The sequence below is a fragment of the Streptomyces poriferorum genome (assembly GCF_019399235.1).
GTDB classification, from domain to species: Bacteria; Actinomycetota; Actinomycetes; order Streptomycetales; family Streptomycetaceae; genus Streptomyces; species Streptomyces poriferorum.
This window is the reverse complement of sequence record NZ_JAELVH010000102.1, coordinates 1-21,217: the sequence shown is the minus strand read 5'-3', so window position 1 is coordinate 21,217 and position 21,217 is coordinate 1. Positions and strand designations below refer to the sequence as shown.

General features: G+C 70.6%; 21 protein-coding genes and 1 pseudogene. 13 read left to right on the top strand and 9 right to left on the bottom strand.

The genetic code is table 11. The features are described 5' to 3' along the window. Positions 1 to 47 precede the first annotated feature (47 nt). From JGS39_RS18960 to fabF, 5 genes are all read left to right on the top strand, one after another. Complete coding sequence (locus tag JGS39_RS18960; RefSeq protein ID WP_219570355.1) at positions 48 to 926, top strand: PucR family transcriptional regulator; 879 nt, start codon at positions 48 to 50, stop codon at positions 924 to 926. 89 nt (positions 927 to 1,015) lie between these two features. Next, the gene (locus JGS39_RS18955) at positions 1,016 to 1,930 is read left to right on the top strand and encodes an ACP S-malonyltransferase (RefSeq protein WP_219570354.1); all 915 of its coding nucleotides are present in this window, start codon (positions 1,016 to 1,018) and stop codon (positions 1,928 to 1,930) included. Positions 1,931 to 1,943: 13 nt separating this feature from the next. Then, positions 1,944 to 2,945: a ketoacyl-ACP synthase III gene (locus tag JGS39_RS18950; protein ID WP_219570353.1), complete on the top strand. Its 1,002-nt coding sequence runs from the start codon at positions 1,944 to 1,946 to the stop codon at positions 2,943 to 2,945. Positions 2,946 to 3,008: 63 nt separating this feature from the next. Continuing rightward, complete coding sequence (locus JGS39_RS18945; protein WP_219570352.1) at positions 3,009 to 3,257, top strand: acyl carrier protein; 249 nt, start codon at positions 3,009 to 3,011, stop codon at positions 3,255 to 3,257. 76 nt (positions 3,258 to 3,333) lie between these two features. Continuing rightward, positions 3,334 to 4,596, top strand: a complete 1,263-nt coding sequence (gene fabF, locus JGS39_RS18940) for a beta-ketoacyl-ACP synthase II (RefSeq protein ID WP_219570351.1) — start codon at positions 3,334 to 3,336, stop codon at positions 4,594 to 4,596. Between the two features lie 113 nt (positions 4,597 to 4,709). Here the strand turns inward: fabF and JGS39_RS18935 are convergent, their stop codons facing one another. Further along, positions 4,710 to 5,204 carry a DUF3145 domain-containing protein gene (locus JGS39_RS18935; protein WP_219570350.1) on the bottom strand — a complete coding sequence of 165 codons (495 nt, stop codon included), beginning with the start codon at positions 5,202 to 5,204 and terminating at the stop codon, positions 4,710 to 4,712. Between the two features lie 361 nt (positions 5,205 to 5,565). Between JGS39_RS18935 and JGS39_RS18930 the strand changes: the two genes are divergently transcribed. The 3 genes from JGS39_RS18930 (at position 5,566) to lgoX (ending at position 9,576) form a co-directional block, all read left to right on the top strand. Beyond that, the gene (locus JGS39_RS18930) at positions 5,566 to 6,480 is read left to right on the top strand and encodes an SGNH/GDSL hydrolase family protein (RefSeq protein WP_219570349.1); all 915 of its coding nucleotides are present in this window, start codon (positions 5,566 to 5,568) and stop codon (positions 6,478 to 6,480) included. 11 nt (positions 6,481 to 6,491) lie between these two features. Then, positions 6,492 to 7,490, top strand: coding sequence for an aldose epimerase family protein (locus JGS39_RS18925; RefSeq protein WP_219570348.1), 999 nt, complete (start codon positions 6,492 to 6,494; stop codon positions 7,488 to 7,490). Between the two features lie 157 nt (positions 7,491 to 7,647). Continuing rightward, a complete protein-coding gene (gene lgoX, locus JGS39_RS18920; protein ID WP_219570347.1) occupies positions 7,648 to 9,576 on the top strand; it encodes an L-glutamate oxidase LgoX in 1,929 nt (642 codons plus the stop codon). Between the two features lie 4 nt (positions 9,577 to 9,580). Here lgoX and JGS39_RS18915 read toward each other — a convergent pair whose 3' ends face one another. From JGS39_RS18915 to JGS39_RS18885, 7 genes are all read right to left on the bottom strand, one after another. Beyond that, positions 9,581 to 10,351 carry an EI24 domain-containing protein gene (locus tag JGS39_RS18915; protein WP_219570346.1) on the bottom strand — a complete coding sequence of 257 codons (771 nt, stop codon included), beginning with the start codon at positions 10,349 to 10,351 and terminating at the stop codon, positions 9,581 to 9,583. Positions 10,352 to 10,393: 42 nt separating this feature from the next. Further along, entirely contained in the window at positions 10,394 to 11,911 is a 1,518-nt protein-coding gene (gene arfA, locus JGS39_RS18910; protein WP_219570345.1) for an arabinosylfuranosidase ArfA, read from the bottom strand. Positions 11,912 to 11,952: 41 nt separating this feature from the next. Further along, complete coding sequence (locus JGS39_RS18905; RefSeq protein WP_219570344.1) at positions 11,953 to 12,822, bottom strand: carbohydrate ABC transporter permease; 870 nt, start codon at positions 12,820 to 12,822, stop codon at positions 11,953 to 11,955. Next, positions 12,819 to 13,760: a carbohydrate ABC transporter permease gene (locus JGS39_RS18900; RefSeq protein ID WP_219570343.1), complete on the bottom strand. Its 942-nt coding sequence runs from the start codon at positions 13,758 to 13,760 to the stop codon at positions 12,819 to 12,821. Before JGS39_RS18900 ends, JGS39_RS18905 begins: the two co-directional genes overlap by 4 nt. Continuing rightward, the gene (locus tag JGS39_RS18895) at positions 13,757 to 15,115 is read right to left on the bottom strand and encodes an extracellular solute-binding protein (RefSeq protein ID WP_219570342.1); all 1,359 of its coding nucleotides are present in this window, start codon (positions 15,113 to 15,115) and stop codon (positions 13,757 to 13,759) included. The genes JGS39_RS18900 and JGS39_RS18895 overlap by 4 nt, the downstream gene beginning before the upstream one ends. 210 nt (positions 15,116 to 15,325) lie before the next feature. After that, positions 15,326 to 15,754, bottom strand: coding sequence for an organic hydroperoxide resistance protein (locus JGS39_RS18890; protein WP_219570341.1), 429 nt, complete (start codon positions 15,752 to 15,754; stop codon positions 15,326 to 15,328). A 90-nt stretch (positions 15,755 to 15,844) separates the two neighbouring features. Beyond that, positions 15,845 to 16,864: an NADP-dependent oxidoreductase gene (locus JGS39_RS18885; protein ID WP_219570340.1), complete on the bottom strand. Its 1,020-nt coding sequence runs from the start codon at positions 16,862 to 16,864 to the stop codon at positions 15,845 to 15,847. Between the two features lie 151 nt (positions 16,865 to 17,015). Between JGS39_RS18885 and JGS39_RS18880 the strand changes: the two genes are divergently transcribed. Continuing rightward, positions 17,016 to 17,459: a MarR family winged helix-turn-helix transcriptional regulator gene (locus JGS39_RS18880; RefSeq protein ID WP_219570339.1), complete on the top strand. Its 444-nt coding sequence runs from the start codon at positions 17,016 to 17,018 to the stop codon at positions 17,457 to 17,459. 235 nt (positions 17,460 to 17,694) lie between these two features. Next, complete coding sequence (locus JGS39_RS18875) at positions 17,695 to 18,039, top strand: hypothetical protein (protein ID WP_219570338.1); 345 nt, start codon at positions 17,695 to 17,697, stop codon at positions 18,037 to 18,039. Positions 18,040 to 18,083: 44 nt separating this feature from the next. Here JGS39_RS18875 and JGS39_RS42095 read toward each other — a convergent pair. Continuing rightward, positions 18,084 to 18,431 (bottom strand): annotated as a pseudogene (locus JGS39_RS42095) (SCO2400 family protein); the annotation flags it as partial. 78 nt (positions 18,432 to 18,509) lie between these two features. Between JGS39_RS42095 and JGS39_RS18870 the strand changes: the two are divergent. The 3 genes from JGS39_RS18870 to JGS39_RS18860 form a co-directional block, all read left to right on the top strand. Next, on the top strand, positions 18,510 to 19,088 hold the full coding sequence (locus JGS39_RS18870; RefSeq protein WP_219570337.1) for a hypothetical protein: 579 nt from the start codon (positions 18,510 to 18,512) through the stop codon (positions 19,086 to 19,088). A 186-nt stretch (positions 19,089 to 19,274) separates the two neighbouring features. After that, entirely contained in the window at positions 19,275 to 20,312 is a 1,038-nt protein-coding gene (locus JGS39_RS18865) for a rod shape-determining protein (protein WP_148017416.1), read from the top strand. A gap of 18 nt (positions 20,313 to 20,330) precedes the next feature. Then, positions 20,331 to 21,217 (top strand): GAF domain-containing protein (locus JGS39_RS18860; RefSeq protein WP_219570336.1); only part of this gene is annotated, 887 nt, incomplete at its 3' end.

Here is a 21,217-nt window from a genome sequence, read left to right as displayed (position 1 = left end):
CGCCCCGCCCCTTCGGGCACGCGTCCGGATAGGGCAGTCTTGTCCCCGTGCCCCGACCCGATCCTGAGCAGCCCGCTGCGAACGCCGCCCATCTCCATGCCGCGACCCTGAAGCGGCTGGAGCAGTCCTCCGGCCGGCTGGCCGCGAACGCGATCGCCCGCATGGACGAGTCGCTGTCCTGGTACCGGGCGATGCCACCGGAGAACCGGTCCTGGATCGGCCTGGTGGCCCAGGCCGGTATCGCCGCGTTCACCGAGTGGTTCCGGCATCCGGAGACCCCGCAGGCCGACGAGGGCGCCGTGTCCCGGGCCGCCGCGCTCGGCTGGAACTCGCCCGAGCATGTGTGCGTGCTCCTCGGCACCGCCCCCGACGGGGACAGCGAGCTGACGGTGGAGGCGATCCGCCGGGCCGCCCGGCACGCCAAGCTCCAGGTCCTGACCGGGGTGCTGGGCAACCGCCTGGTCGTGATCGCCGGCGGCAGCGACAACCCGCTCCAGGTCGCGAAGGCGCTGATCGGCCCGTACGCGGCGGGCCCGGTCGTCGCCGGGCCCGTGGTGCCGGACCTCGGGCTCAAGGCGTGCGGTGCCTGGCAGGACGCCCCGCGGCCGGTCCTCGCGGACGATCTGCTGCCGGAGCGCGCGATGGCGGGCGACCCGGCCGCACGGGATCAGTTGGTGGAGGAGATCTACAGACCGCTGGAAGAAGCAGGTTCTGCCCTCCTGGAGACGCTGAGTGTGTATCTGGAACAGGCGAGCAGTCTCGAAGGCGCCGCCAGGATGCTCTTCGTCCACCCCAACACCGTGCGCTACCGGCTCCGACGTGTGACAGACGTCACCGGCTGGTCCCCGTCCGATGTCCGTTCGGCGTTCACTCTGCGGATCGCCCTGATCCTGGGGCGTCTGGCCGACAGGGATCTGCAGTCCTAGACTTTTGTCGGACATCAACAATTCCCCCTACGGTTCTTCGTCCCTGTCCCCACGGGCGTTCCGTACCGTTCACAAGAGAGAGTGTGAGGGTGCTCGTACTCGTCGCTCCCGGCCAAGGCGCTCAGACGCCCGGCTTCCTGACTCCCTGGCTCGACCTCCCCGGTGCCACCGACCGCATCGCGGCCTGGTCCGACGCCATCGGGCTCGACCTTGCCCACTACGGCACCAAGGCTGACGCGGACGAGATCCGCGACACCGCGGTGGCTCAGCCACTGCTGGTCGCCGCAGGTCTGTTGTCCGCCGCCGCACTGGATGCTTCACCGGCTGTCGTCGCAGGTCACAGCGTGGGTGAAATCACCGCAGCCGCTCTCGCCGGGGTCATCGGCGACGAGGCGGCGCTGCGTTTCGTCCGCACCCGTGGGCTCGGCATGGCCGAGGCCGCCGCGGTCACCGAGACCGGCATGGCGGCGCTGCTCGGCGGTGACCCCGAGGTCACCGTCGCGCACTTGGAGAAGCTCGGCCTGACGCCCGCGAACGTCAACGGGGCCGGTCAGATCGTCGCGGCCGGCACCGCCGCGCAGATCGCCGCGCTCGCCGAGGACAAGCCCGAGGGTGTGCGCCGGGTGGTCCCGCTCAAGGTCGCCGGCGCGTTCCACACGCACCACATGGCTCCCGCGGTCGAGCGTCTCCGTGAGGCCGCCGCGGCCCTGGAGATCTCCGACCCGGCCGTGACATATGTCTCGAACGCCGACGGGCAGACCGTCGCCACCGGCGCGGAGGTCATCTCCCGGCTGGTCGGCCAGGTCGCCAACCCGGTCCGCTGGGACCTGTGCATGGAGACGTTCAAGGCGCTGGGTGTCACCGCGATCGTCGAGGCCTGCCCCGGCGGCACGCTGACCGGTCTGGCCAAGCGTGCCCTGCCCGGCGTGCAGACCCTCGCGCTCAAGACCCCCGACGACCTCGACGCGGCCCGCGCGCTCATCGCTGAGCACGCAGGCGCCTAAGGAGCCCGAGAGCATGTCGAAGATCAAGCCCAGCCAGGGCGCCCCGTACGCACGGATCATGGGTGTCGGCGGCTACCGCCCGACCCGTGTCGTGCCCAACGAGGTGATCCTCGAGACGATCGACTCGTCCGACGAGTGGATCCGCTCCCGGTCCGGCATCGCCACCCGCCACTGGGCCTCCGAGCAGGAGACCGTGGCCGCGATGTCCGTCGAGGCGTCCGGCAAGGCCATCGCCGACGCCGGGATCACGCCGGAGCAGATCGGCGCGGTCATCGTCTCCACCGTCTCGCACTTCAAGCAGACCCCGGCCATCGCGACCGAGATCGCCCACAAGGTCGGTGCGGGCAAGCCCGCCGCCTTCGACATCTCGGCCGGCTGCGCGGGCTTCGGCTACGGCCTGACGCTCGCCAAGGGCATGATCGTCGAGGGTTCGGCCGAGTACGTGCTCGTCATCGGCGTGGAGCGGCTGAGCGACCTCACCGACCTGAGCGACCGCGCGACGGCGTTCCTGTTCGGTGACGGCGCCGGTGCGGTCATCGTCGGCCCCTCCAAGGTGCCCGCCATAGGCCCGACGGTCTGGGGCTCCGAGGGCGACAAGTCCGAGACGATCAAGCAGACCGTGGCGTGGGACACCTTCCACGCCGACCGTCCGGAGAAGTTCCCCGCCATCACGCAGGAGGGCCAGGCGGTCTTCCGCTGGGCCGTCTTCGAGATGGCGAAGGTCGCCCAGCAGGCGCTGGACGCGGCCGGGATCTCCCCGGAAGACCTGGACGTCTTCATTCCGCACCAGGCCAACATGCGGATCATCGACTCGATGGTGAAGACACTGAAGCTGCCGGAGCACGTCACGGTCGCCCGTGACGTGGAGACCACCGGCAACACCTCCGCCGCCTCGATTCCGCTCGCAATGGAGCGGCTCCTGGCGACCGGTCAGGCGAAGAGCGGCGACACCGCGCTCGTCATCGGCTTCGGGGCGGGTCTCGTCTACGCCGCGACGGTCGTTACCCTCCCCTAGGCACACCGGGTCTTTTCGCCCGGACGCCCGAACCCAGCAGATATACACCGAAGGAGCGCCAACATGGCCGCCACGCAGAAGGAGATCCTCGACGGTCTCGCCGAGATCGTCAACGAGATCGCCGGTATCCCGGTCGAGGACGTCGAGCTGGAGAAGTCCTTCACCGACGACCTGGACGTCGACTCGCTGTCCATGGTCGAGGTCGTCGTCGCCGCCGAGGAGCGCTTCGACGTCAAGATCCCCGACGAGGACGTCAAGAACCTCAAGACGGTGGGCGACGCCACCGAGTACATCCTCAAGCACCAGGGCTGATCCCAGCCCAGCTGTGTCGCCACCCGGCGGTGGCGCCGCTGATTCACGACCCTCTACACGTGGAGAAGATTTTCCAGTGAGCTCGACCAATCGCACCGTGGTCGTCACCGGTATCGGCGCAACCACTCCGCTGGGTGGCGATTCCGCATCGACCTGGGAAGGTCTGATGGCCGGCCGTTCCGGCGTCAAGCCTCTTGAGGGCGAACGTTTCGCCGAACTGCCTGTCCGGATCGCGGCCCTCGCGGCCGTCGACCCGGGCGACGTCCTGCCCCGGCCGCTCGCCCGCAAGCTGGACCGCTCGGCGCAGTTCGCGCTGATCGCGGCCCGTGAGGCATGGGCGGACGCGGGCTTCACCGGCCCGGCCGGTGAGGACGAGAAGATCCGCCCCGAGCGGCTGGGGTCGGTCATCGCCTCCGGTATCGGCGGCGTGATCACCCTGCTCGACCAGTACGACGTGCTGAAGGAGAAGGGCGTACGCCGCGTCTCCCCGCACACCGTGCCCATGCTCATGCCCAACGGCCCGGCCGCCAACGTGGGTATCGAGGTGAACGCCCAGGCGGGCGTCCACACCCCGGTTTCCGCCTGTGCGTCGGGTGCCGAGGCCATCGGGTACGCCGTCGAGATGATCCGTACCGGCCGTGCCGACGTGGTCCTCGCCGGTGGCACCGAGGCGGCGATCCACCCGCTGCCGATCGCCGCGTTCGCCAACATGATGGCGATGTCCAAGAGCAACGACGAGCCCGAGAAGGCCTCGCGTCCGTACGACACGGGCCGTGACGGCTTCGTCCTCGGCGAGGGTGCCGGTGTCGTCGTCCTGGAGTCCGCGGAGCACGCCGCCGCGCGCGGCGCCCGGGTCTACTGCGAGGTCCTGGGACAGGGTCTGTCCGCGGACGCCCACCACATCGCCCAGCCCGAACCGACCGGGCGCGGTATCGCCACGGCGATGCAGAACCTGCTGGACCAGACGGACCTCAAGCCGTCCGAGGTCGTGCACCTGAACGCGCACGCCACGTCCACGCCGCAGGGTGACATTGCGGAGCTGAAGGCACTGCGCAAGGTTCTGGGCGATGATCTGGACCATGTCGCGATCTCGGCGACGAAGTCGATGACGGGGCACCTGCTCGGCGGCGCGGGCGGTATCGAGACCGTGGCGACCGTGCTGGCCCTGCACCACCGGATGGCTCCGCCGACCATCAACGTCGAACACCTCGACGAGGCGGTCGAGGCGGACATCGTGCGGGACGCTCCGCGGGCGCTGCCGGAGGGGCCGATCGCGGCGATCAACAACTCGTTCGGATTCGGCGGCCACAACGTGGTGCTGGCGTTCCGTAGCGTGTGATCTTTCCGGCTGTACGCGTGAAGCCCGTCCCCCTCGTGCGAGGGAGGCGGGCTTCCTGCTTGCTTTCGAGCCCGCCGGCGATCGAGGAGCGGGGCGCGGGGCGGAGCCCCGGGTCACACCACCTGGTGCAGCCACCGCACCGGCGCGCCCTCGCCCGCGTGGCGGAAGGATTCCAGCTCGTCGTCCCACGGCTTGCCCAGGAGCTTGGCGATCTCGCCCTCCAGGTTGGTCTCGCCGCTCAACGACCGTGCCAGCGCGGCCCGCAGCCGGTCCTCGGGGACCAGGATGTCGCCGTGCATACCGGTGACTGCGTGGAAGATGCCGAGTCCGGGCGTGGAGCTGTAGCGCTCGCCCTCCGCGGTCGGCGAGGGTTCCGCCGTCACCTCGAAGCGCAGCAGATCCCAGCCGCGCAGCGCGGAGGCCAGCTTCGACGCCGTGCCCGGGCTGGCCTGCCAGGAGAATTCGGAACGCCAGGTGCCGGGTGCGGCCGGCTGTCTGATCCAGTCGAGCTGGACCCGCACGCCCAGTACGCCCCCCACCGCCCATTCCACATGGGGGCAGAGCGCGCGCGGGGCTGAGTGGACGTACAGGACTCCACGTGTCGTCACCGGGACCTCCAGTGTGGGACGAGGTTCGTCTTCCCCAGCGGCCTCGCGCCCGTACTGCCTCTTTTCGGCCGACTTCCCGAAGCTGTCATCAGTAAACAGTATCGGGAGTTAATGTCCGGAGAAGGGAGGGTATGTGACGTGATGTGATGTTCGAGGGCCACCCGAGTGAAGCCGGGCGGCCGAAGGAACCACTGGTTCGACGTGGAAAAGCTACCGTGCGGCGGCGTCCGAGGTGTGACGTACCGTCGGTCCCGGGCCCATGATTCGCTCAGCATTCACCCTGCGGAGCACACGGGCCCGCCGACCGGTGCCGCACGGGTGTGCCGGAGGCATGGGACAGGAACAGGAGGGGACGAGAGCAATGCCGGATCGCTCCGTACGGCACCGTTCGCGCACCGCACTGGCCGCACTGGCCGCCGTCACGCTCCTCGGCACTGCCGTGCTGACGGGCTGTGACTCCGGGCCCGACGGGACGACGAAGGGCGCGAAGGCGGACGCGGGCCGGAAGCCGGCCGCCGCGCCGCTCTGGGACCGCAGTCCGGAGTCGGTCGCCGCGGTCGGGGACTCCATCACCCGCGGCTTCGACGCCTGTTCGGTGCTGGCCGACTGCCCCGAGGCCTCCTGGGCCACCGGTACGGACAGCTCGGTGCGCAGCCTGGCGGTACGCCTCCTCGGCGCCTCGGGCGCCGCCGACCGCAGCTGGAACCACGCCGAGACGGGTGCCAGGATCGCCCAGCTGCCGGAGCAGATGGCGCTGGCCGCGCAGGAGGACCCCGATCTGGTGACGGTGATGATCGGTGCGAACGACGCCTGCCGGGACTCGGTGCGGACCATGACTCCGGTGGCGGACTTCCGGGCGTCGTTCGAGGCGTCGCTGCGCCGACTGCGCAGCGCGGCGCCGAAGACCCAGGTGTACGTGTCGAGCGTGCCGGACCTCAAACGGCTCTGGTCGACGGGCCGGGTCAATCAGCTGGGCAAGCAGATCTGGAAGCTGGGCATCTGCAAGTCGATGCTGGGCGACGCGGACAACATGGGGGCCTCCGCGGTGGCCCGGCGCACGGCGGTGCAGGACCGCGTCGTCGCGTACAACGAGGTGCTGCGCGAGGTGTGCGCGAAGGACCGGCGCTGCCGTTACGACGGCGGGGCCGTGTTCGACTACCGGTTCACCGGCAAGCAGCTCAGCCAGTGGGACTGGTTCCACCCGGGGCGCAACGGGCAGGCCCGGCTCGCCGAGATCGCCTACCGCAATGTCACGGCGGCACGGCCTCCGGGCTAAGGTTCGCGATCATGGACATGGGTTCGAACACGGTGATGCGTACGGAACACTTCGGCACCCTCGGGGACGGCACCGCCGTGGACCGCTGGACGCTGGAACGCGGTGGCACGCGGGTCCGGGTGCTGACGTACGGCGCCGTGGTGCAGTCGGTCGAGGTGCCGGACCGGGACGGCACACGGGCCGCAGTGGCGCTCGGGCTGCCGGATCTCGCCGCGTACCAGCAGTACACCGGGCCCTACTTCGGCGCGCTGGTCGGGCGGTATGCGAACCGGATCGGCGGGGCGGCGTTCGTGCTCGACGGGCGGACGTATCACGTCACGCGCAACGAGGGCCGCAACCATGTGCACGGCGGGACCGTCGGCTTCGACAAGCGCGTGTGGGACGCCCGCGAGATCGCCGGCGGGGTGGAGCTGTCCCTGGTCGCGGCGGACGGCGAAGAGGGCTTCCCGGGGCGGCTGGAGGTCTCGGTGGCGTACACCCTGGACGAGGACGGGGCGCTGCGGATCGCGTACCGGGCGACGACGGACGCGCCGACCGTGCTGAACCTGACCAACCACACGTACTGGAACCTGGCGGGCGCCGACTCCGGCAGCGCGCTCGGCCAGCTGCTGCGGATCGCGGCCGGGCGGATCACCCCGGCCGACGCGGAGTCCCTGCCGACGGGCGAGTTCCTGCCGGTGGACGGGACACGGTTCGACTTCCGGGAGCCGCAGCCGGTCTCCAAGGAGTACGACCACAACTTCGTGCTGGACGAGGGCGTGACGGGCCCGGTCGCCGAGCTGCACGACGAGGTGTCGGGACGGGTCCTGACCGTGACGACGACGGAGCCGGGCCTGCAGCTCTACACGGCGGACCACTTCGAGGGACGGCCGTTCGTCCCGTGTGCCGGGATCGCCCTGGAGACCCAGCACTTCCCGGACTCGCCGAACCGGCCGGAGTTCCCGAGCACGGTGCTGCGGCCGGGCGAGGAGTTCGTGTCGACGACGGTGTACGGCTTCTCGGTGCGCTGAGGCGAGGTGCGGGGGCGGGGTCGAGGGTCGCGAAGCCTGAGCTGACCTGCGGAGATACCGATATTACAAGATCGTTAAGCTCCACCTGCGGGTGATTCCGGATGATCTACGCGCGTCCGCGTAATGCGCCCCGTCCCGCGCCCCTCAGGGTGACCGCATGACTTCCAAGCCTGCCGAACCGACCTCCGGCCTGCCCTCGAGGCGCACCATGATCATGGGTGCCGCCGCCGGGGCCGCCGCTCTTGCCACCTCTGCTGTGACCAGGGCCGACGCCTCCTCACCTGGCTCTCTCACGGCCCCGGCCGCTGCTCCCGGCTCCGACTGGGACGCCTGCCTGACCGTCGCCCGCGCCATCCTCGTCCACGACGAGCAGGACAAGTCGCTGGTACCGCACTACCGTGACGTCCTGCTCTCCAAGGGGCTGCCGCGCAGCCGCAAGGCCCCGAAGAAGGTGCTGATCATCGGCGCGGGCCCGGCCGGGCTCACCGCCGCCCATCTGCTCCGCGAGGCCGGGCACACCGTCACCGTGATCGAGGCCAACGGCAACCGCGTCGGCGGCCGGATCAAGACCTTCCGCAACGGCGGCCACGAGAACGCGAAGTCGCCCTTCGCCGACCCGAAGCAGTACGCCGAGGCCGGGGCGATGCGGATCCCCGAAAGCCACCCGCTCGTCACCGGGCTCATGGACGGCTTCGAGCTGAAGCGCCGCCGGTTCTTCCTCGTCGACGTCGACGCCGCGGGCAAGCCCGTCAACCACACGTGGATCCACGTCAACGGCATCCGGGTCCGCAAGGCGGACTACGCGAAGAAGCCGCAGGCGGTCAACCGCTCCTTCGGGGTTCCCGCCGCGTTCGAGGACAAGACCGCCTCGGCCATCGTGCGGGAGGCCTTCGCCCCCGTACGCGAGGAGTTCGAGGGCAAGGAGGGCTCGGAGCTCGTCCAGGGCTGGGCCCGGGTCATCCAGCGGTACGGCCACTGGTCGATGTTCCGCTTCCTGACCGAGGCCGCCAAGCTGGACGAGCGCACCATCGACCTCATCGGCACGGTCGAGAACCTCACCTCGCGGCTCCCTCTCGCCTTTGTGCACAGCTTCATCGGGGCCTCCCTGATCAGCCCGGACACCGCGTTCTACGAGCTGCCCGACGGCACGGCGACGCTGGCCGATGCCATGTACGCGCGGGTGAAGGACCTGGTGCGGCTGGACCGCCGGGCCGCCAGGATCAGCTACTCGGAGAACGGGGTCCGGGTCGAGACGGTATCGGAGGGCCGTGACGGCAAGGTCGTACGGGAGACCTTCACCGGGGACCGGGCGATCGTCACCGTGCCGTTCTCCGGCCTGCGGCACGTCCCGGTCACGCCACCGCTCTCGTACGGCAAGCGACGCGCGATCACCGAGGTCCACTACGACACGGCCACCAAGGTGCTGCTCGAATTCAGCCGCCGCTGGTGGGAGTTCGAGGAGAAGGACTGGAAGGAGGAGCTGGAGAGGGTCCGGCCCGGTCTGTACGACGACTACCGCCTCGGCAAGGCTCCGGCCGACGGCTCGCTGCTGGGCGCGCACCCCTCCGTACCGTCCGGACACATTCCGCCCAACCAGCGCGTGCACTACGCGGCCTATCGCGCGACCGCCCGCAACCAGCCCGAGGCGGCCCATGTGATCGGCGGCGGATCGGTCACCGACAACGCCAACCGCTTCATGTACCAGCCCTCCCACCCGGTCGACGGGAGCAGGGGCGGGGTGCTCCTCGCCTCGTACAGCTGGGCCGACGACGCGCTGAAGTGGGACTCCCTGGACGACGACGAGCGCTACCCGCACGCCCTGGGCGGGGTCCAGGACGTGTACGGGCAGCGCGTCGAGGTCTTCTACACGGGGGCCGGTGCCACCCAGTCGTGGATGCGCGACCCGTACGCGTACGGCGAGGCGGCCGTCCTGCTGCCCGGCCAGCACACCGAACTGCTCGCCGATGTGCGGTCGGTCGAGGGGCCGCTGCACTTCGCGGGGTGCCACACGTCCGTCAAGCCCGCCTGGATCGAAGGGGCGTTGGAGTCCGCCGTACGCACCGCGCTGGAGGTGCACGGGAGCTGACCGCTCACGGGCGCGGGGGCGGCACCGTCCCCACGCTCTCCTCCCCGAGGAGATCGCGCGCCAGCAGCGTCGCCCCCGCGACGGCCCCCGGCATCAGGAACACGGCGACGAACGGGACCAGGAACGCGAGGCCGAGCGGGACGCCGAAGCCGAGGATCAGCAGCCGGCGGCCGCGCAGCAGGGCGAGCCGTTCCTTCAGCGCCATCCCGCGGCGCTGGAGCGCGACGGCGGTGAGTTCCTCGGCGAGGAAGTACCCCGTGACGCAGAACCCGAGGAGCGGGACGACGGTCTGGCCCGCGACCGGGACGAAGCCGAGGGCGAAGAGCAGGACGGCGTACAGCGCGACGCGCACCAGGATGCGCACGCTGTCGCGGGCGGAGATCCACAGCTCCCGCCACAGCGGCAGCCCGGACTCGGGGGCCTTGCCTCCCTCGGCGCGGTCCACCTCCTCGGAGAGCGACTCGTAGAAGGGCTGCCCGACGAGGAGGGTCACGGCCGTGAACGTGATGACGGCGAGGAAGAGGCCGAAGGCGAAGACCAGCACGGTCAGGGTGTTGCGGAGCAGGCCGAGCCAGGGCGAGGACCAGTCGTCGGCGAACGGGGTCGCCCAGTCCGCCAGGTCGTCGGCCCCGTAGCCCAGGCCGACGAGGGCGCCCGCGTACAGCACGAGGGTGATCAGGCCGGGCAGCAGCCCGAGGCCGAACCATCTGCCGTGCCGGACGACCCAGCGCTGTCCTTTGATCAGATGGCCGAGGCCCGCCCCGAGATCACGCATGACGTCAGCGTAACGGGACCGGGGCGGGACCCTGTGCGGAGGTCAGACCAGGCGGATCACGTTCCAGGACATCGGCTCCAGCGTGGCCCGCAGCACTCCCCCGTCGAGCACCGTGCCCTCGGCCGCGTGCGGGGCGACCCGGCCGGGTTCGGTGAGGGTGTTGCGGGCGTCCGGGTCGGCGTCGGCGAGGACCTGGTGCTCGGCGATCCCCGTCAGGTCGAAACCGTGCAGGGCGACTTCGAGCGGGAGGGCCGTGTCCTGGCCGCGGTTGACCGCGAAGACGGTGACCGCGCCGGTCTCCGGGTCGCGGACGGCGGTGGCGTGCAGCAGGTCCGTCTCGCCGTACCTGGCCGTGTCGTACGTGGGCGAGTCGACCCGTACGTCCAGGACCTGGCCCCGGCCGTACCGGGCGGCCTGGGCGAACGGGAAGAAGGTGGTCTGCCGCCAGGCGGGTCCGCCGGGCTCCGTCATGATCGGGGCGATCACGTTGACCAGCTGGGCCAGGCAGGCCACGGTCACCCGGTCGGCGTGACGCAGCAGGGCGATGAGCAGGGTGCCGAAGACGACGGCGTCGGTGACGGAGTAGTTGTCCTCCAGCAGGCGGGGCGCCTCGGGCCAGTCGAGGGGGTTCGCCTCGGCCTCCTGCTGGCTGCGGGCCATGTACCAGACGTTCCACTCGTCGAAGGAGAGGTTGATCTTCTTCGTGGACTTCAGCCGCGCCCCGACGTGGTCGCAGGTGGCGACGACGTCCTCGATGAAGGACTCCATGTCGACGGCGGAGGCGAGGAACGAGTCGCGGTCGCCGCCGAGTTCCTCGTAGTAGGCGTGCAGCGAGACGTAGTCGACGAGGTCGTACGTCTCGGCGAGGACCGTCGCCTCCCAGGCGGCGAACGTGGCCATGGACCGGCCCGAGGACCCGCAGGCGACGAGCTCGACGGACGGATCGATCTGCCGCATCGCGCGGGCCGTCTCGGCGGCGATCCGCCCGTACTCCTCGGCGGTCTTGTGGCCGGTCTGCCAGGGACCGTCCATCTCGTTGCCCAGGCACCACAGTCTGATGCCGAAGGGGTCCTTGTCGCCGTGGGAGATGCGGCGTTCGGAGAGTTCGGTGCCGGCCGGGTGGTTGGCGTACTCCTGGAGGTCGATGGCTTCCTGGACGCCCCGGGTGCCGAGGTTCAGGGCCATCATGGGCTCGGCCTGCGGGCCTATCTTCTTGCAGAAGGCGATGAACTCGGAGAGCCCGAAGCGGTTCGTCTCGGTGGAGCGCCAGGCGAGGTCGAGGCGGCGCGGCCGCTCGTCGGCGGGTCCGACGCTGTCCTCCCAGCGGTAGCCGGAGACGAAGTTGCCGCCGGGGTAGCGGATGGCGGTGACGCCGAGTTCACGGATCAGTTCCAGGACGTCCGTACGCAGGCCGGCTTCGTCGGCCGCGGGGTGGCCGGGCTCGTGGATGCCGTCGTAGACGCAGCGGCCGAGGTGTTCCACGAACGAGCCGAAGAGGCGGGGGTCGACATCGCCGACGGTGAAGGCCGGGTCGAGGGTGAAGCGGGCGGTGCGGGTCATGACTTCCTTCGGGGTGGTGTCGGTAGGTGTCTCGGTGGGGGTCACTGGCCTGCGAGGCCGGTGTGTGCGACGCCGCTGACGATCTGGCGCTGGAAGAAGACGAAGACGATGATCAGTGGCAGCCCCGCCATCAGCCCGCCGGCCATGAGCTGGGCCCACTGGATGCCGTAGGAGTTCATGACGGTCGCGATGCCGTTCGGCATGGTCATCAGATCGGGGTTGTTGGTCACCATGTACGGCCACAGGAAGTTGTTCCAGGACGCGATGAAGGTGAAGATGCCGACCGCGGAGAGGGAGGGGCGGGACAGCGGCACGATGATGGTGAAGAACACCCGCCAGCGGCCGGCGCCGTCGATGTACGCGGCCTCCTCCAGCTCCTTCGGGATGCTCTGGAAGAACTTGTAGAGGATGTAGACCATCGCGGCGGGTGCGCACTGCGGCAGGATCATGCCCCAGTAGGTGTCGACCATGCCCATCTGCTGGACGGTGGTGAACAGGGGGACGCCGAGGACGGCGGGCGAGACCATCAGGCCCGCCATCACCACGCCCATCAGGAACGCCTTGCCCCTGAACTCGGTGCGGGCGAAGCCGTATCCGGCGAGCGCGCTCACGAGCAGTACGACGGCTGTGACGCAGACGGAGACGACGAGCGAGTTCACGAACCAGTTGGTGATGTTGCCGGTCTCGAAGAGGGCCTTCCACGCCTGACCCGTCCAGTCCTCCGGCAGCCAGTGCGTCGGCACCTCGACGGCCTCGGTCTCCGACTTGAGGGAGGTGAACAGGGCCCAGGCGAGCGGTGCCAGGAAGACGGCGGAGACGGCGACGCCGATGAGGGTGAGCACGATCTGGCTCGGCGTCCAGGGCGTGCGGGTACGGGACTTGATACGTGTCTGCGCGGCGTCGACGGTCATCGGCCGCCCTCCTCACGGTTGCGCAGCAGCCACATCCGCGCGAGGGCGACGGCCGCGATGATCACGAAGAAGATGATGGAGATGGCGGAGGCGTAACCCACGCGGTAACTGGTGAAGCCCTCTTCGAGCGTGTACTGCACGAAGGTGCGGGTCGCTCCCTCCGGCCCCGGACCGAAGTCCTGCATCACGACGGCCTGGTCGAAGACCTGGAGCGAGGCGAGGATCTGCAGCGCGATCACAAGGCCCGTGATGTTGCGCAGCAGGGGCAGGGTGATGTGGACCATGCGGTGCCAGGCGTTCGCGCCGTCCAGCTTCGCGGCCTCGTAGAGGTGTGCGGGGATGCCCTGGAGGGCGGCGAGGTAGAGCAGGAAGCTGAAGCCGACCGTCCACCACAGGGTGGTGAGGACGACGGCGAGCATCGCGTACGACTTGTCGGTCAGCCAGGGCGTGTCGAGGCCGAAGACGTGGTTGACCATGCCCGAGCCGGGGTTGAAGAGCCACTGCCACAGGTTGCCCGCGACGGTCGACGGCAGCAGGAACGGGATGAAGAAGCACAGCCGCCACAGCCACTGGGCGCGCTCGATGTGGTGGGCGAGCATCGCGAGGAGGAAGGCGAGGACCGTGATGCACGGCACGACGAGCAGCGTGAAGTAGGCGCTGTGGCCCAGCGCGTCCCACATCAGCTGGTCGTGCAGGGCCTCGCGGTAGTTGTCGAGGCCGATGAAGCCCGCGCCGTCGCCGGAGATGTTGGCGTCGGTGAAGCTGAGGTAGATGCCGCGCAGCAGCGGCCAGATCACGAAGAGGGCGAACAGGACGAGGAACGGGGCGACGAACCATCCCCCGTGCTGGAGGCCCTGCTTGCGGCGGGCCGGGGCGCTGTCGGCGGCGCTCTTCGCGCGGGCGGGTGCGAGGACGGCCTGCGGTGTGGTCGTCGTCATGCGGCCGCACCTGCCTGCGCCGCGGTCCGGCCGTCCATGGGGTTCTTCGAGGCGAGCAGTTCGGTGAGCATGCCCTTCATGCCGCGGGCGGCGGCCTCCGGCTTGGCGGAGCCCAGCGTCGAGGACACGACGATCGGGCCGACGCGCTGGGCCAGGATGCCGGTGGAACCCGCGAACCACACCTTCGGCTCGGTCGCCTGGTGGTCCATCGCCGAGGCGTACTCGTTCTGCGGGCTGAGCTGCTGGTACGCGGCCGTGGACAGCGTCGGCGTGTAGGCGGGGATGTGCCCGCCGGCGGCCCATTGCTGTGCGTGCCGGACGACGTAGGCCGCGAGCCGGTGGGCGCCCTCGTTGGTGTCGCCGCCGCGCCCGGACTGGTGGGGCAGCACGAAGGCGTGCGATTCGGCGTGTGTGGCGGGCTTCCCGAAGACGGGCGGCAGCGGAGTCGCGCCGTACTCGACCTTCGCCCCGGAGAACACCGGCACCGACCAGTTGCCCTCCCAGCAGAAGGGGGAACCGTTGACGAACTGCTCGGCACCCGCCCCGCCCGCGAAGCCCGGGTCGGAGTACCCGTCGGTGATGTGCCGGCGCATGAACTCCAGGACCTGGGTGGCCTTGTCGGTGTCGAAGGTGACATCGGAGTTGGCGGCGTCGAACCAGGTGCCACCGAGCTGGGTGTAGAAGGCGACGAAGAACCACCACTGGAAGTTCTGGTCGCTGGCCCACATCCCGATGGTCTGGAGGCCCTTCTTCGTGGCCTTCTTCGCCTTCCTGAGCACGTCGAACCACTCGTCGGGGGACGTGACCGGCACGATCCGCCCGTCGTCGCCCAGCAGTCCGGCCCTGCCCAGGACGTCCTTGCGGTAGAAGCAGAGCTGGACGTGGATGTCGAGCGGGAGGGCGTACAGCTTGCCGTCGATGACGGCGCGCTTCCACAGCGCGGGGTTGAAGTCGGCCTCCTTCACTCCGTACTTGGCGAGCAGTCCGACGTCCCAGGAGTCCAGGAGGCGGCCGGGCGAGAACCCGGTGACCCGGCCCAGGTGCATCACGCCGAGGTCGGGTGCGCGGTTGCCCGCCGCCGCCATGGCGAGCTTGGTGTAGAAGGGGCTCCCCCACTGGAGGGTGGAGTCCTTCACGTCGATGTCGGGGTGCTCCTTACGGAACACGTCCAGCATCGCGATCATGTTGTAGCCGTCGCCGCCGCTGAAGAGGTTCCAGTAGCGGACACGGGTGGCCGCGCTCGACGCGAGGGCGTCCGCACCGCTTCCCAGCGCTGCGAAGCCGAAGCTGCCGGCGACGGCCGCGCCACCCAGCCCCGTGATCAGTTGCCTGCGATTCAGGCCAGGTCGTCCCATGCCCGCCCTCACTATTCGAAATATCGAATGCTGCCCGTAACTTCGAACGGACCGTAAAATCGAAGCGCTTGCGCGTCAATGGGTCGCGCAAGAATTCCGAACAATGTCCGGGATACCGAACAGCAGGTACGGGGCAAGGGCGCGCGAAACAGCCGAGGGCCGCACCCTCACGGGGTGCGGCCCTCGGCTGCGTACAGGCTGTGCGGACGGTCAGACGACCGAGAGCGCCACCTTGATGTTGCCGCGCGTGGCGTTCGAGTACGGGCAGACCTGATGGGCCTTCTCGATGAGCGCCTGCGCGGTCGCCGTGTCGACGTTCGGAATGGTCGCGGTGATCGCGACCTCCAGGCCGAAGCCACCGGCCTCGGTCTTGCCGATGGAGACCGCGGCGGTGACCGTGGAGCCGGTGATGTCGGCCTTCTCCTGGCGTGCCACGACGCCCAGCGCGCCCTGGAAGCAGGCACTGTAACCGGCTGCGAAGAGCTGCTCCGGATTGGTGCCCGCGCCGCTGCCGCCCATCTCCTTCGGCGGGTTGACGACTACGTCGAGCTTGCCGTCGTCCGAGGCGACCCGGCCGTCACGGCCGTTCTCTGCGGTGGCGACGGCGGTGTACGCGACGGCTATGTCCTGAATGGTCATGCTTGAGGATTCCTCCTGCTGATGCGCCGCGACTCGCGCCCACGATCGCGACGGCCTGGGACGAGCCTAACGGGTGCCCGGAGCGGCGGTTCAGCCGAGGGAGACGATCATCTTTCCGGTGTTCTCGCCGCGGAGCAGACCGAGGAACGCGTCGAAGCCGTTCTCGATGCCCTCGACGACCGTCTCGCGGTACTTCAGCTCACCCGAGGCCAGCCAGCCGGCCACTTCCTGGACGAACTGCCCCTGAAGATCGGTGTGGTCGTTGACGAGCATGCCCTGCAGGCGCAGCCGCTTGCCGATGACGAGGGCGAGGTTGCGCGGGCCGGGGGTCGGCTCCGTCGCGTTGTACTGGGCGATCATGCCGCAGATCGTCGCGCGGCCGTGCACGTTGAACGAGGAGATCGCGGCTTCGAGGTGCTCGCCGCCGACGTTGTCGAAGTAGACGTCGATGCCGTCGGGGGCGGCCTCGCGCAGCTGCTCCGCCACGGGGCCGTTCTTGTAGTTGAACGCGGCGTCGAAGCCGTACTCCTCGACGAGCAGCTTGACCTTCTCGTCCGAGCCGGCGGAGCCGATGACACGCGAGGCGCCCTTGAGCTTGGCCATCTGGCCGACCTGGCTGCCGACCGCACCGGCGGCTCCGGACACGAAGACCGCGTCGCCCTCCTTGAAGGAGGCCACGTCGAACAGGCCCGCGTAGGCGGTCAGGCCGGTCATGCCCAGCACGCCGAGGTAGGCGGAGAGCGGGGCGAGGGAGGCGTCGACCTTCACCGCGTGCTTGGCGGGGACGTCGGCGTACTCGCGCCAGCCGAGGCCGTGCAGCACGTGGTCTCCGACGGCGAAGCCCTCGGCGTTGGACGCGACGACCTCGCCGACCGCGCCACCCTCCATGGGGTGGTCCAGCTTGAACGGCGGGGTGTACGACTTCACGTCGTTCATGCGGCCGCGCATGTACGGGTCGACCGAGAAGTGCAGGTTGCGGACGAGGACCCGGCCCTCGGCGGGAGCGCTGACCGGAGCCTCACGCAGCGCGAAGTCCTCGGCCTTCGGCCAGCCGTGCGGCCGGGCTACGAGGTGCCATTCACGGCTGGACGTGGGAAGAGCTGCAGACATGGGCTCGGATCTCCTCGATGCCTAGAGGGTGGGGGAAGGGTGGTGCGGAAGCCGTTCGACCTGGTCGTACCGGACGAAAAAGCTTCATGATGTGAAACAACCATGCGCCTGGATATTTCACCTTGTCAAGTAACCGGCTATCCTGAGCCCTATGGCCACCACTCGTACGGACCCGCTGACCCTCGAAGTCGTCGAGCTGATCGGCGCGGTCGTGGCGCGCTATTACGAGGAGTACGAGCAGGCCGCCGCCGCCCACAGCCTCACCGGCGCCCAGGCCAGGGTCCTCGGCCTGCTCTCCCTGGACCCGCTGCCGATGCGCCGGATCGCCCAGAAGCTGAAGTGCGAGCCGTCCAACGTGACCGGCATAGTCGACCGGCTGGAGGCGCGCGGTCTGGTGGAGCGGCGGCCCGACCCGGCCGACCGCCGGGTGAAGCTGGCCGCCCCCACGGAGAAGGGGGCAAGCACGGCCCGCGAGCTCCGCGCATCCCTCGACTTCGCCCGCGAGCCCCTGGCCGGGCTCTCCGACACGGACCGCGCGGTGCTGCGGGACCTGCTGCGCCGGATGCTGGGCATGGACCCGGCCGGCCGGTCCTGACGACCGGCCGGTCCTGACGACCGGCCGGTCCTGACGACCGGCCGGTCCTGACGATCGGCCGGTCCTGCCCATGGCTCAGCTCTGGTCGTTGGCCTGTCCTGGCCGTTGGCCTGTCCTGGCCAACTGCATGGCCTGACCAGCTGCCCGCCCTGACCAACTGCCCCGCGCTGAAGGCTCTGGCCCTCAGCAGAACCAGGGGAACCAGCAGTCGTCGTCCGAAGGGGTCGGCGACGGTGTGGGTGTCGGCGTGGGGGTGGGCCGCGGCGGAGTCGCGGTCGGCGACGGGGCACTGCCCGTACCGCCCGGCTCGGACGGAACGCCGGTGGTGGGCGACGCGGGCGGCGACGGCGGTACGGAGGAGACCGGCGCCGGGGCCGCCGGCGCGGAGGTGGCTCCACCCGGACGCGCCTCGTCCGTGGCCCGGGAGGACCGGGTGGCGCCCGGGGAGCGCGTCACGGTGGCCGGGACGGCCGAGGGACCGCCCGAGGGACTCCTCACCGGCCCTGGCGGCTCGGCCGTGTCGCTCACCGTCGGCTCCGGTGCGGGAGCGGTGGTGGCGGACGTCGATTCGCGTACGTAGTCCGAGGCGCCGTCGCCACCGTCCGGTTCGGTCGCGAGCTCGGCCAGGCTCAGCGCGCCGGCCGCGAGGACCACCCCGAGCAGCGCCAGCAACACCGTACGGCCCCGGCGGCTGCGGCCGCGGCGGCCACGGCGCGGCCGCTCGGCGGGTGCCGTACGCCGGCGGCCCGGGCCGCGTCCGCCGTGCGTCCCGCCCCGCGTCCGGGCAGCATCGCGCTCCCGGCGGCGGTGCCCCCCGGACAGGGGCGGCGCGGCCTGCTCGTCCCGCGCTTCCGGCTCGTGGCCGAGGGGCGGGGACACGGCGTAGGGGCTCAGCGCCTGAGCGGGGGTTCCGCATCCGGCACAGGCCAGGGCGCCGTTCAGATGCCGCTGACAGGGCTGGCAGTAATCCATGGCGCCCGCAGGTTAGACGTCCACCGGACAACGGAGAAAGCCGCTCAGGTGAGGATCCTGTGTGGAACCGTTGATTCCATGACCACTGCCGCCCCCTTCGGCCCCCGTGAGTTCCAGCTCGTCCTGCTGCGCCGGATGGCCGACCACCAGCCCGGCCTCGTCGAGGACGCCCGGCACGAACTGAGTGCCACCCTCGCCGAGATGCGCGAGGCCAACCGCCGCTGGCAGGCCATGTCGCGGGCGCCGCGTGGACGGGGTGCGCTGCGCCGCTACCGGTCCGTGCTCGGGGAGCCCGAGTCGTCCCTGCGCCGCGCGGTCGGCGATCTGGAGTGCGACGCGCTGTTCTGGCCGGTCCCGCTCTGGCCCGGCCTGCGGTTCGAGGTGATGGTGGCGCCGGGCGGCGCGGTGTGGAACGAGTGGCTGGTCCGGGCCCCGGGCGCGGACTCCCCCGTGCTCGGCCGGCCCTCGGAGCTGCGGCCCTGGTCGTGCACCGTGAGCGAGGTGGCCCGGGCCTTCGCGCCGGCCCGTCCGATGGAGGGCAGCGCGCCGACCCGCTGGGCGCTCGCGATCACGGACCCGGCCACCGGCACCCCTTACGTCGCCGAGTTCACCTGGGGGCTGTTCCAGCGGCTGCTCCCCGGCCCGCCGGGAGCCTGAGCGGGGCGGGCCCGGAAACAGTCGCCGGACGGCCCGCCGGGCGCCTGGGACCCGCGTCGACGAGTCGTCAGCTCCGTCCCCCCTACGGCGTATCCCAGCGGGCGGCATGCCCCCGAACGGCGCACGATTCGAAGAGAACCGGCTGCCCGTCGGTCCCCGCCATCAGCGCTCTCGGGAGAACCTGCCGTGACCGTCAGCCTTGAGCAGTTGCGCCGTTGCCATGTCGCCGTCGACCTCGGGGCCGCCCGGACCCGGGTGTACATCAAGGGGCTCGGGCTCGTCGTGGACGAGCCGAGCGTCGCCGCCGTCAACACCCGTACGGGCTCGCTCATCGCCGTCGGCGCGCTCGCCGAACAGATGACGGGCCGCACCCCCGACTACATCCGGGTGGTCCGCCCCGTCTCCGGCGGAACCGTCGTCGACATCGAGATGGCCCAGCGCATGCTGCGCCATCTGCTCGGCGAGAAGCTCCGCCGCCAGCTGCGCCGCAAGCCGCGCCTGCGCGCCGCCGCCTGCATCCCGCACGAGAGCGATCCGCTCGCCCAGCGCGCCGCCGTCGAGACCCTGGTCGGACTCGGTGCGCGCCGCGTCGAGCTCGTCGACACCCTGATCGCGGCGGCCGTCGGCTGCGGACTGCCGGTCGAACAGCCGACCGCCACCATGATCATGGTGTGCGGGGCCGCGACCACCCAGATCGCGGTGCTCTCGCTCGGCTCGATCGTGACCGCCGTACGCATCCCGATCGGCGGCGACGCCATCGACCACGCGGTGATCCAGCATCTGCGCCAGTACCACGAGCTGGTGCTGCCCAGCCAGTCCGTGCGCCCGCTCCAACTGGCCCTCAGTGGTGCCGGACTGACCCCGCACGGGCCCTCCGTGACGGAGATCCACGGCCGGGATGTGGCGACCGGGCTGGCCCGCTCCGTCCAGGTCGACACCGCAGCCGTCCGGCAGGCGATCCACACCCCGCTGACCGCGGTCCTCGACGGGCTCGGCAAGATCCTGCGGGACTGCCCGCCCGACCTCGTCGCCGACCTCGCCGACTGCGGGATCATGATGGTCGGCGGCAGCGCGCTGCTGCCCGGCCTCGACCAGATGCTCCGCGACGCCACGGGCATGCCGGTGCACATCGCCGAGCGCCCCGACGTCTGCTCAGTCCTCGGGCTCGGCGCCATGCTGGACGGGAAGATCAGCCCGATGGTCCTCGACCCACTCGCCGGCTGAGTCCCCCGGGCACGGCGGATGAGCGACGAGCCGAGCGAACAGGCGCCCAGCCGCGGAGTCCCCCGGTCGCCGCGGCTGCCGGTGCTGCTGGAGGCGGTGCTGCGCGTCGGCACCGACCTCGAACTGCGGGCCACCCTGCAGCAGATCATCGACACCGCGACCGCGCTCACCGATGCCCGCTACGGCGCGCTCGGGGTCCTGGACGCCGGGACCGGCACGATCAGCGAGCTGTTCGTCACCGGGCTGAGCGACAGCGAGCAGGCGGCCATCGGCGACTTCCCCGACGGGCACACGGGCCTGCTCGGCGCGCTCATCGAACAGGGGGAGCCGCTGCGCTCCGACCACCTGGCCGACGATCCGCGCTCCTGCGGTGTGCCGCCCGGCCACCCCGTGATGCACTCGTTCCTCGGCGCCCCGATCCGCGTCCACCGCAAGGTGTTCGGGAACATCTACCTCGCGGAGAAGGAGACCGGGCACTTCACCGACACCGATATGACGCTGCTCCGCGTCCTCGCCTCGCAGGCCGGCATCGCGATCGGCAACGCCCGGCTGTACGAGAGCGCCCGGCAGCGCGAGCGCTGGATCGAGGGCGCGGCCGCGGTCACCAACACGCTGCTGACCGGCGAGAACGCCTCCGACGCCCTGATGACCGTGGCCGAACGGGCCAGGATGCTCAGCGACGCGTCGGCCGGGGTGATCCTCCAGCCCAACGAGGAGGGCGGCATGGAGATCGTCGTCGCGTCCACCCTGGAGGACCCCGCCGGCCTGGTGGGCACGGCGATCGCCCCCGGCTCCCCCGTCCTCGTCCAGCTGCTGGGCGGCGAGGCCGTCTTCATCGAAGACTCGGCGACCGATCCGCGGATGACCACCCCGGTGCGCTCCCGCTTCGGCCCGAGCATGATGCT

Excerpts from the sequence above, each read along its gene's own strand:
- JGS39_RS18950 (WP_219570353.1), top strand. The coding sequence starts at position 1,944 with ATGTCGAAGATCAAGCCCAGCCAGGGCGCCCCGTACGCACGGATCATG.
- JGS39_RS18945 (WP_219570352.1), top strand. The coding sequence starts at position 3,009 with ATGGCCGCCACGCAGAAGGAGATCCTCGACGGTCTCGCCGAGATCGTC.
- JGS39_RS18930 (WP_219570349.1), top strand. The coding sequence starts at position 5,566 with ATGCCGGATCGCTCCGTACGGCACCGTTCGCGCACCGCACTGGCCGCA.
- JGS39_RS18925 (WP_219570348.1), top strand. The coding sequence starts at position 6,492 with ATGGACATGGGTTCGAACACGGTGATGCGTACGGAACACTTCGGCACC.
- lgoX (WP_219570347.1), top strand. The coding sequence starts at position 7,648 with ATGACTTCCAAGCCTGCCGAACCGACCTCCGGCCTGCCCTCGAGGCGC.
- JGS39_RS18915 (WP_219570346.1), bottom strand. The coding sequence starts at position 10,351 with ATGCGTGATCTCGGGGCGGGCCTCGGCCATCTGATCAAAGGACAGCGC.
- arfA (WP_219570345.1), bottom strand. The coding sequence starts at position 11,911 with ATGACCCGCACCGCCCGCTTCACCCTCGACCCGGCCTTCACCGTCGGC.
- JGS39_RS18905 (WP_219570344.1), bottom strand. The coding sequence starts at position 12,822 with ATGACCGTCGACGCCGCGCAGACACGTATCAAGTCCCGTACCCGCACG.
- JGS39_RS18900 (WP_219570343.1), bottom strand. The coding sequence starts at position 13,760 with ATGACGACGACCACACCGCAGGCCGTCCTCGCACCCGCCCGCGCGAAG.
- JGS39_RS18895 (WP_219570342.1), bottom strand. The coding sequence starts at position 15,115 with ATGGGACGACCTGGCCTGAATCGCAGGCAACTGATCACGGGGCTGGGT.
- JGS39_RS18890 (WP_219570341.1), bottom strand. The coding sequence starts at position 15,754 with ATGACCATTCAGGACATAGCCGTCGCGTACACCGCCGTCGCCACCGCA.
- JGS39_RS18885 (WP_219570340.1), bottom strand. The coding sequence starts at position 16,864 with ATGTCTGCAGCTCTTCCCACGTCCAGCCGTGAATGGCACCTCGTAGCC.
- JGS39_RS18880 (WP_219570339.1), top strand. The coding sequence starts at position 17,016 with ATGGCCACCACTCGTACGGACCCGCTGACCCTCGAAGTCGTCGAGCTG.
- JGS39_RS18870 (WP_219570337.1), top strand. The coding sequence starts at position 18,510 with ATGACCACTGCCGCCCCCTTCGGCCCCCGTGAGTTCCAGCTCGTCCTG.